This is a genomic window from Bacteroides sp. 1001136B_160425_E2 (assembly GCF_015559655.1).
GTDB classification, from domain to species: Bacteria; Bacteroidota; Bacteroidia; order Bacteroidales; family Bacteroidaceae; genus Bacteroides; species Bacteroides luhongzhouii.
The window spans coordinates 1-11,149 of sequence record NZ_JADMQH010000004.1; the positions used below are offsets into that span (position 1 = coordinate 1).

The following is an 11,149-nucleotide window of genomic DNA, read 5'->3' on the forward strand; positions in this document are numbered from 1 at the left end:
TACTGTCATAAGCATATTCAACAGACTCGTGCGAACCGTCCTTGAAGTCCATAGACATAGAGAGACTGGGATTGGCGTCCTTGTCTTCAACACTCACCAGCTGATTACCATCATAACTCATGATCAGGTCATCAATAATGCCATAGGTCGTTGTACCTATATTACCATGACGGGTCAGATTTAACATATTACCATGCTTGTCATAACTGTAGGAAGTACTGAACTTGTCACTGGACGTATTACCCTCCAGATAAGAGGCACCAGTCAATCGGGAGAGGTTGTCATAGGAGAAGTTATAACCACGAGCCTTATCACCGGACACATTCCAGTCGATACCAGAGATATTGCCGTTATAACACGAGACATTCGTGCCATTGGAACGACGATCATTATAGTACAAACTTTCATTGAACAAAGGACAAGCAATGCTCTTTACCCAGGAACGGACATTATAAGTGTAATCTGTCCTCAAATTTGGATTACCATTGCGGTTGTTGGATTTTAAACGCCCCAGTTCATCATACTCATTAGAGACCAGAACAACAGGTGAACCGTCATTCAACTGATGAGTGGTAGTCAGCAAACGACCCGCATGATCATAAACATAGGAGTATATTTCCGTCTGTGTGGCTTTGCCTGTAGCAGAATGAACATGTTTTCGCTTGGTTGGCTGACCCACGAAGTTATAAGCAGTGTATTCCTCCTCTAAACCATTAGACAAATGATTACCGTATCTGGACTGTATTAATCTACCACGGCAATCATAATATACAATCATGGGAATATAATTTAGTACAGTTAATCCATTACTTATTATAGAAGATAGGCTACCTGTTTGTAAACCAACCACATTCTCGGCAAATATATTATCAAATCCAGGATCAGAGTTAAAGCCAAAATCAGCATAGTCAAAGTTGGGTAAATATGTAAAGCTGTAATCATCATAGTAGTTCACACTTATTACTGTTGGTGACATAAGGGATATATCGTGATTGACAAAAGAATACCCAAACTCTGCATTATCATCTCGTCTCACCGCAATTAATGATTTAGAAGTTAATTGTTCCTCTTGAAGAGCATTCATTCTATTACAACAAGTACCTACTACACATGTTCGTCCGGATATGTCAGGTAGTGTAAACTGCCATTCACCACGCATACGCATATTAGCATCCTGAATAAAAATACATCTATTATTAAGATCATACATATAGAATGTCCAAGCACATCCTGGAAACTTCATAGCACGACACAATTGCTCACGAGAAGGAATATACTTATATAAATAAACATAACGTTGTAATATGGTGTCATTTTTACTAATCCATGTATTCTTTGTATCTTTCATCAATAAATCTGAAGCTTTAGGAGGGATTACAATCAATGGCAGCCCCAAGGCATTATAGATATAATACGTATCAGATGATTCATGATCAATAAACTGTCTTCTGAGTATTAATCTTCCTAGTTTATCCTTAAACTCAAAAATTTGATTTTTATCTTCATCTCGTACCCTTGTAACAAACAATTGACAAGAGTTGTAGTTCCCCTCACGCTTAAGAGTTAGAATTGTATCATTCTCCCATTCATTTTCGACCTTAAAAAGTGCACAATTCAGAGTGTCATTCCCTAAAATATTAGTCATTAAATCTGTTTGAACACAGCGGTGATTAATATGCCAATCTTTACCAGCTCCATATTGTTCAACAATACGATTGAGAGGCGATTCTTCATATACTATTTTAGAATAGACTGCTGTCTCATCGTCATATACATCAGAAGACAAATCTTTAAATTGACTAAATGGAATAAAATTACTACTCCCATCAGTGCCTACACGAGACAACCAGTTATTAGACTCTCTACCATATGTATCATATTCTTGATAGGTTACAAGATTGAAGCCTGAAGGATTCGCTCTTCGTCGTATAGTCTCAATAGGTCGACCCAGTCCATCATAGAATTGTACTTTATCTATAAAGGTATCACCATCTTCACTTGTCATTGTACGAGTATAGATATAATTTTGAGTAGTATCTGCCTTCAGCTCATTTAAAACCAAACCTCTATTATGGTTGTTATTGTCCTATCATTATTACTATTAAAAGCTTCAATTGATTCAGATATTAAATAATAGACCCCAGCTGATAAAGGTATTCTCATTGTTGCTTGATTAGGGTTTATAGTAGTAAAATTAGAAGGATTACTTAAATTATCAGCTAATTTATTTAGTTCAATATCCCATAATTGAATAGCTGTACATTGTTCTTTTGACCCTTGATGGCTAACATCAATTATCATCGGTTTTGTCAACGTAAACCGATAAACAATATCACCTAATTCATTTCCTAATATATCAGGATAGTTATCCATCCATTCCTCTTCTGAAAAGAGAAAAGAATCACCAAAAGTTCCTATATCCTGATAAGAATCTGGACAATGATAATAGCCACTAATAGTAGTCTTAATTTCCCCATCAGTTTCATTTCCTTCAACTATTACATAGTAAGTCCCTGGCGGTAACCTTTCGTAAAAAAGGTGTCCGACCTTTCCCGTCTGCAAAAGTTGGACACTGTCCCCTATTTTCTTTGGTTCCCAAAGAACAACATTAACTTCCCAATTCCTTGTTGATGCTTCTGTGGATTGTTATTCTTAAGTTTGCCGATATTCTGCAATTTCCACTTTACCGAAGGATAATTACTCAAATCTCCTGCACAGCATTTATTCCAATCGGGTGTTCCGTCTTCAAAAGACGCCTTCAAACTTTTAAGATGTTCATTTATCGCATTAAGGCTTTCTGCCCTGTCTTGTATCGGGATATATGTCAAGTCTATATCAACCGAATAGCGTGGCATATTTTTATGGAAGAGATTGATGGCTGTTCCACCATGAACTGCAAAGTCTTTGATACGGTACACGGACGGCATTATGCGTATCAATAGGGCTACTTGTTTTTTGTATATATCATTCATATTCGTTCAATTCTTTAGGAATGGTGATTTTATATTTGCTGATATAGGTTCCGTTATCCACTAATTGCAATTTTGACGTACCTATGTCTATTTTATCCATCTCCAGCATGTCATACCAATAGTGCCCCGCTTTTTCAGCCATATACAGGAACATGCGTTTTACACGCAAGTTTTTTACGGTTTCAAGCAGCGTTTGCACAATGTATGCACGCAAAGAAGTCAATTGTTCCATTATATAGTATAAATCCATATAGCTATAGTGAGCAGGGGATAACAGCAGACATTCCATGAAAGCCTGTTCCGGTGATGACACCAGCAAATCGACACCTTCAACCTGAATTTTGCTTGTCTGCGGAATATCAATCATCTTTGTTCCAAATGGCTTGATGGTTTTATCGAAACAATCACTTCTCATCCATTTAGGCACGTTCAGATTGGAATGTGCCACCATCAATACAGGTTTGCCCATTGGTACATAATGGTTGAATCCAAAGAGTTCCAACGCTGAATGCGCCGCTATTCTTATATGTTTATTCAACTGCTTGTTATAGCAAGACAATGCGGCAAATGCCGATAATGCGTCACCCGTACGATACATTACTCCTTTGTCCAATGAGGTGAGCCATCCCGATTTACGATATTTGTTTATCAGTTGATCGGAATAGCCGTTTTGCTTTAGCCATTCGGAAAAAAACAGTCCGTTTTTCGTCCCCGATACAAGCAGACGGTTTATTTTATTTTGATATTCTAAACTCATGGTTTATAATAATGGTTCATATCCAACCGCAAATATACTTTTCTTTTTACTATATACAAAGAAATGGTTGCTTTTATTTGATTATAATAAACCATAGGTATAGAATAATCAAATAAAAACAACCATCCAACAAATCTAAGCCTAATCCTTATAACGATACGCTTTCTAAATGGTAGTGATGTATCTATTTCAAATTAAATAGAAAATCATAATGCCCTGCTTCTACATCAACAGTCTGCTCCTTAACGCTCACTTTCTTCTTATTCTTTTTACATGAGACAGCATTATTAGGGATGCAAACTGTAGCCGTTGTTCCGGCAGGAACTGTCAATTGAAGATTCAACTGATTATCATCTTTCAACTTCCAATTAACAGCAATTGTACCATAAGGTGATTCTTTCGTTACTTTTGCCCAGGTCACACCATTCGGAATTTGAGGATCGACATAGAAGTGACGATATCCAGGTTCAGCCTCGTCAAGACGTATTCCTCCTACAGCCTGATAAAACCAAATACCAATTCCATTGTAACAATTGTGTACACGACTTCGTTCTCCGCTCCAATATTCCCAAGTCGCTGTCGCACCATGGTCAATCATATACAGATAACCGGGATAATCACGTTTCTTCATCATTTGATAGAAGAAATCCACTTGTTTATTCCGAACAGCCCATTCTGTCAAAATAGGCACTCCAACCAAACCAACAGCAATATGTCCTTTATATTTTTCTTCGGTCATGGCAACGACGTTCTCTTTCACTTTATTGTACAAAGAATCAGGTACAACACCTACCAACATAGGATAGCACATATCCAATTGTGAACCGGTAGAATAGATTCCTTCATCCTCACGGTAGAACGTCTGATGAATCAACTTGTTGAGTTTTTCTCTACGGATAACAAACTCTTCCGCCTCTTCTTTGTTTCCTAATGTTAAGGCTATCTTATACATAGTGCCCAAGCATTCGCTGATAAAACAGTTACTTACCAAATCCACTGAAGCCTGATTACCTGCATCTACTCCCATGGGTGCCAGCCAATCACCCAAATACCAGTCACGGTATTTGGTATCGGGCCAACGTTTCAGCAAACCATCTACTGTATATTTATCAACATACTTAAACCACTCTTTCATCTGAGAATAATATTTCTTAATCAGTCGGGGATCACTATAGTTGACATACGTTCTCCATGGAGCTTGTACAAAGAATCCGCACCAATACGGACCACCGCCACCGGCACCCGGATTAGGACCAACATGTGGCAAACTTCCTCCTTCACGCATGGAGTCTCCCCATGTTTGCACCCAGTTTTCAAAAGTAGGGGCTACATCGTACATCGTTTGCAAAGACATCGTTGAGGAGTTTCCATCACCACCATATCCAGCACGTTCCAAATGCGGACAGTCTACCATATATCCACTAAAAGTCAGACATTTCATCGTATACTGAATCATTTGATGAATAGCATTCAAGTCGGCATCCGAACATTCAAAAGTTGCGGTCTGTTTATAATCTCCATAAATCTGCAGAGATTTCATAGCACCTGTTTCCGGTTTCTGAGGAAGATTGGAGATGCGCACATATCGAAAAGCGTGATGATTGAATTTATTTCTGAAGTATTCTCCTTGCTTACCACCAGATATATAAATATCACTTTCACCTTGCTTGTCAAATTCACCGTCTTTCGTAAAATTATCACTATATTCCATAATAACTTCATGACCTGCCGGCAATATAGGCATTTGCATCTCAAACCATCCGGTCTGAACCTTCCCCATATCTACCAGCCAGAGACTTCCACCCAGCTTCTTTACAGAAACAGCCTGCAAAATCTGATGTATCTTGTTTATCTCACACATTTGAGGGGAAGTGATATGATCGGGAACATTCACTTTCACAACAGGAGTCCATTTCATTTTGTCTAAAGCCTGTGTTGAAAGATCTCGCGGAAGAATCCTTCCATCCACCCTCTCACCTCCAAACTGCAAAGCACGCCAAGTACCTGTATCCGAATAGCCACTTTCACGCCCGTTCCATGATCCGTCTGTCTTCGTTACCACTTCCCATTTACCATTTTTCAACACATCCAATTCTGCTTTTACCAGCGGACCTTCATAAGCTGCTCCGAAAGTCGTCGTTTTATACCAACCTTGTCCTAGCCAGATAAGCAAATCATTTTCTCCTTCTCTTAAATAAGGAGTAATATCATAAGTAACAATTAGTGAACGTTTAGATAAATGTGATACAGCAGGGGTCAGAACATCTTCCCCCACCTTTTTTCCATTGACATAAATTTCGTGATAACCTAACGTATTTACATGTAGGAAAGAAGTCTCGCCCTGAGTCAATTTCACTTTCTTGCGAAGAATAGGAGCACAAATCTTACCACCTTCAACAGAAGCCCCTATATAGTCTCCTTTCATCTGTGACTGATCCAAAATGCCAACTCCAAAACGGGCAACAGGACTCCATGATGAAGCTTGTTTTTTAACATCCCAAACACGTACCCGCCAATAACACAAAGAACGAGAAGTTAAAGTCTTTCCCTGATAAGGTACCATAACCGAAGCATTGGATTTCAATTTTCCGGTATTCCATAAATCAGCTTTATCCTGCACCAACAGAATACTATCCGAAGCTACCTGTATTTCATAATAAGTTTGCCCGCCTTTCCAGCCGTCCCCCTTTAACTTCCAACTGAAGTGAGGAGTCACATTATCAATCCCCAAAGGATCAATAAGATTCTCACATTTTAATTCCGCCAAATAGAAATTCTCATTTCCATATACTATCATCGACAGACAACAGAAATAACAAATCAAACCTAAACATAACAATCGTTTCATTCTATTCATCTTCTATTATTATTCAACTCTTGCCAGCCTCACTTTATGAGTGACAGGTTTATTGATTTTATAAATTGTTTCAACGAGACTCTTCATATAATTGCTCCAAACCTCCCGTATTTCGGGATTCATCGCTTTTATATACCAGTCATAGCTCATCCTAAGAAACCCGTCTTTAGGTAAATATTCTTTTAGCTTATCGATAGCCTTCTGATCATCAGCAAACAGCAATCCTTCTTTTTTCAGGAATGAATATTCGGTCCACAAGTATTCTCTAAAACGTTTCTCCACTTCAAACCGTTCTTCATTCAGATACATGATTTTCGCAGCTTGTTGATATTGGGGAGTATTCGGGTAATCTGCCAAATTCACTCCATTCGCCAACTTTTCGGATGAGAGATTGTCTATAAACTGATTGTCTATAGTTAACCGATACATTCCTTTCTCTAAATTTGTTACCTGAAAACATTCCTGATTAAACTCTTCCATAAATGGAACCAACTGCATTGCATCACGTTGTGACCTTTTATTTCCCCAGCCACTTCTAGAAATAGAATCCAGCGGATAAGGAAGAGCATACGCCAGATAATCAAAAGTCAGATCAGCTCCGCTCTTTTTTAGTTTTGAAATCTTACAGTTCTTATGGGTTATTACAGATGAATGATATGCATCAATAGATACTGATGACACTTCATCCCCAGCCAGTCCCTGTGCTTTCAGAAACAAATAGGCCATGACCATCTGTCCGTCATTATCCGGATGAATTCTATCTATCCTGCAGAAAGTAAATGTAGAATCTGCCTCCTGCTCTTTTCTGCTTATCTCACGCATCGGTTGGTTAAAATCAACAAAACCCCAGTCATTCTTTTTAGCCGATGTACGTTGGGCATCTATTATTTTTAAAATGGCGTCATTCTTATTACGCAATATAAAATTATTAAACTTGGAAGTCTCATCATAAGGAGAACTACCAATCAATACTTTCTTTATTTTATTTTTAGCCAGTAAGCGTTCTTCTATTTCCCGGTAGCTTTCCAATGACTTTGCAATCCGTTGTTCCGACAGTTCTTTTGCATTGTCTTTCATGTAAATATCATAACCGGTATCATTCATACCGAAAGTCAGAGTCACATAAGTTGGTTTCCTGTTGAAAACATCATAGTCCAAGCGATCCTTCATATCCCACGCACTCTCTCCACCAATTCCGGCATTCATGATAGTAATCGGTTTATCCGGAAAACGAGTCATGTAATACAACCAGATAAATGAATGATAATGCCCGCCGTGAGTAATGCTGTTTCCTACAAATACCACACGTTCCCCTTCCTCAAACCGGGGTATTGTTGTTTGTGCCTGTAAGCAATCACAATTTATATAAACTAAAGATAACAACAAGAGTATCCTCATTTTTAGTCTATTAGCCATTTTCTTAATTCTTTTAATCAAACCATAAAGATAACCGTACAACAATCAATCTGCTATATCCAGCTTATTCTTCTCTGCTTTTCCATACTGTTTCACCAATACACTTACGCCTCCTCTCAATAGTTCGGGAGCCGCCTCCATAGTGATAACCTTTTCTTCGCCCGGCATCAATGTCACATAATTATCGGACATAATAATTGGAAGTATTCTTTTCTGCGTAGCCTTATTAACAAGCCTCACCCGATTAGCAAAAGCCACAGTCCCGGAATTATTCTTTACAGCTATCTTCATCGTCCCATCAGACATCGATTTATCCACCAATCGGCAAGATAAAGCGGCTTCCGGAAGTGTATTCAGTAATGTATAGTCAAGATCTCTCACACCATTCCGCCAATAAAAGTTTTCAGAGATTAGATTACCTTTGGCATCTGTCAGTTCCAGTTTGATAAAATGAAGCGGAGTCAGTTCTTCTATCTCTTTTGATTTCTCACCATAAATTTCGAATTCGAACAATGAATATCCGAACTGTGTAGCACGACTGATGCCTTCCAGTTTCACATAACGTGCTGTAACTGGTTCCAATTCAATCTGTTCAGTACCACCTCTTCCATCTTTGTTGGCATAAACGGTTTTCCACTCTTGCGCATCATTCGATACTTGCAGTTCGTATTTCTTAGCACAAGCTGCCTCCCATTTCAAAATAACCTTTTCTATCTTTTCTTCTTTACCAAGATCTATGTATATCCATTGAGGATCACTGTATGCACTTTCCCAACGACTTCCCGCTCCCCCATCAGTAATCATTGAAGCACTTTTAGAGGCACCCGTTGAAGAAGAAGCTACGACCTTCTTTCCATAAGCCAGATTGAAAGGGTTAAAGTTCAAAGAGAATGCTTCTGCAATGTTGCTGGCTGCCACATCGACCTGCTTTGTCTGTCCGTAGGCCGATATTTCTTTTCCATTCAAGTCGTAAATTGTAGCATTAGCTATTGCACCCTTCAAGTCCTTTGCTGTAGTATTTATTACTTTTATGTTGTTATTGGAAGCATTCCATTGGATATGTAAAGGTTCACAAGCCTTTTTTGCTCCCCAATAAGCGCCTGTAGGATCGTAATAATAGTCATAAGTTTGCCATACAAACGAAGGATAAGCAGGATGACTCATCCAGATCAGAAGTCCGGCAGCATCATTCCACATCTTATCGTTCCAAGCCTCATACATACCTTTCATCACTTCAAGATTCAACATTTGCGCTTTTTCGCAAAATTCTTCCAGTCCGGATGATTCTCCGTACTGTGTGTTCACTGAATTCTTGTAATTAACCGGGCTGGCATTAGATGCTTCCTTACCGAAGAAATGTTTGTTCCATACATTATCATCATCATTTTTCAACTGCTCATCAGTAGGCAGAGGCCACCAGTCTTTTTCTGGAATAAACTCTTTGATGCTTTCAAATGTCGGGAAAGTGGCAGTTCCTATTTCTGTACGCATACCGTAACCGTGATCAATGCCGTATGGATAAGCCGGTGTATTAAATGCCAGATTACTGCCTGAAGTTTCAAAATGATGTCTTGGAGGTTGATTTCCCCACCAACCACTTCCGGACAATCCATCCTGATTGGAGCAAGATTTATACATACGGTCATTATTGTCCTCCTTCGCAATCATTTCACGCAGGTAATTATCCAAATCAGGTGCCGGATGCGTTTCATTAGCTCCACACCAAATAGCAATGGAAGGATGGTTTCTGAGGCGTCTGACTTTATCAAGGGCATTCGCTTTAAATGCTTCCGGTTGCGCCACGTCATTGTATGCTACATATAACCAGAAATCATTCCATACCATAATTCCATATTTATCACAATAATCATAAAACTCATCATCAGTAACACAACCTGTCCATAGACGGATCATATTATAATTCATCTCCTTATGAAGTCTGATTTTCGTTTCATACTCCTTACCCTGACAACGAAGCAGATACTCACTCATTCCCCAGTTACCACCTTTCAGATAAATTTTCTGTCCGTTGATAAAGAATGTAAGAACAGGATATCCCACTACATTATCTACCATTTTATACTCATACTTCTTGATACCGAATGTCAGATCTTTTACATCTGACACTTTTCCATCTACAGAACAAGTCAGCTTACAAGTATAAAGATTGGGATCACCATAACCATTCGGCCACCAAAGTTTCGGATGGTCAACGACCAATTGCGCTATGTCATCTTTGTTTATAGATAATTTGGCTGTTGTTCCTCCTTCTACCCGAATGTCTTTAGAGAAAGATATGTTCCCCGGTTGAATCACTCCAGACACAACGACTTCTTTGGGGGAAGAAGAAACATTCTTAATATCCGTTGAGACAGAGAGCTCTGCTTTCTGCAAGGTCGGTAACTCTGAACGTACCCAAGGATCTTCCATCACTACATCTCCTGTTACCACAAGATAAGCATTCCCTGTGATACCAGCCAGACGCCCCGGTACGTATGGCATCCAGTCCCATCCCGCACCAGCCAGATAACTGGGACTACATGCAACTCCATACGGATCTTTAGCCTTACGGGTCTTTTTCTGGTCGGGATCGGTAATCAGAACAGCAATCACATTCTTACCGGATTTCTTTATCAGATTGGTCACATCAAACTTCGAACGTAACATGTGACCGCTTACATCTTTAGTCGATGTTTTTGTTCCTGATATCTTCTCGCCATTAAAATAAAAATCGGCAAAGCGGTTCGTATTGTCGAAATGAAGCCATACCCGCTTCCCCTTCGAATAAGAAGACGGGAGTTCGAATTCTGTACGATACCAAAACGGGCGGTTATAAAACGTTTCGTCTACTTTATAAATATTATCGGCATAATTAGGATCAGGAACGATTCCTGCTTCAACATAAGCAGTAAAAACTGTTCCAGGAACCACACCTTTAACGTAATCAGACATTTTAAATCCCAGAGTAGAAATCTGCTCTCCGGTTATGTTCTCTAAATCTGCCTGGGGTTTCACTTCCCAGATAATCCGAGGATTAGAGCTGTTCAAAGACATCCACGTACTCTGCTCTACACACCCTGTCTGGATTAGAGCAAATATAACCGATACAATGATAAGCCCAAGTTTATTCATCATACTATCAAGATT

Annotated in this window: 7 protein-coding genes and 1 pseudogene; all 8 read right to left on the reverse strand. The window is 39.1% G+C overall.

The window, feature by feature from the left end:
• Positions 1–1,348: RHS repeat domain-containing protein (locus I2I04_RS04670; protein WP_410489763.1), on the reverse strand; the 1,348-nt coding region annotated here is incomplete at its 3' end.
• Positions 1,349–1,690: 342 nt separating this feature from the next.
• Positions 1,691–2,005 (reverse strand): annotated as a pseudogene (locus I2I04_RS23630) (DUF6443 domain-containing protein); the annotation flags it as partial.
• A 47-nt stretch (positions 2,006–2,052) separates the two neighbouring features.
• Positions 2,053–2,562, reverse strand: a complete 510-nt coding sequence (locus I2I04_RS04675) for a hypothetical protein (protein ID WP_195654468.1) — start codon at positions 2,560–2,562, stop codon at positions 2,053–2,055.
• A gap of 17 nt (positions 2,563–2,579) precedes the next feature.
• The gene (locus I2I04_RS04680) at positions 2,580–2,972 is read right to left on the reverse strand and encodes a nucleotidyl transferase AbiEii/AbiGii toxin family protein (protein WP_195654469.1); all 393 of its coding nucleotides are present in this window, start codon (positions 2,970–2,972) and stop codon (positions 2,580–2,582) included.
• Entirely contained in the window at positions 2,965–3,729 is a 765-nt protein-coding gene (locus I2I04_RS04685; protein WP_195654470.1) for a type IV toxin-antitoxin system AbiEi family antitoxin, read from the reverse strand. The genes I2I04_RS04680 and I2I04_RS04685 overlap by 8 nt, the downstream gene beginning before the upstream one ends.
• 184 nt (positions 3,730–3,913) lie before the next feature.
• Positions 3,914–6,586, reverse strand: coding sequence for a family 78 glycoside hydrolase catalytic domain (locus I2I04_RS04690; protein WP_195654471.1), 2,673 nt, complete (start codon positions 6,584–6,586; stop codon positions 3,914–3,916).
• Positions 6,587–6,595: 9 nt separating this feature from the next.
• Positions 6,596–8,002 (reverse strand): SGNH/GDSL hydrolase family protein, encoded by a 1,407-nt coding sequence (locus I2I04_RS04695; protein ID WP_195654472.1) that lies wholly within the window; start codon positions 8,000–8,002, stop codon positions 6,596–6,598.
• 45 nt (positions 8,003–8,047) lie between these two features.
• Positions 8,048–11,137, reverse strand: coding sequence for a discoidin domain-containing protein (locus I2I04_RS04700; protein ID WP_195654473.1), 3,090 nt, complete (start codon positions 11,135–11,137; stop codon positions 8,048–8,050).
• Positions 11,138–11,149 lie beyond the last annotated feature (12 nt).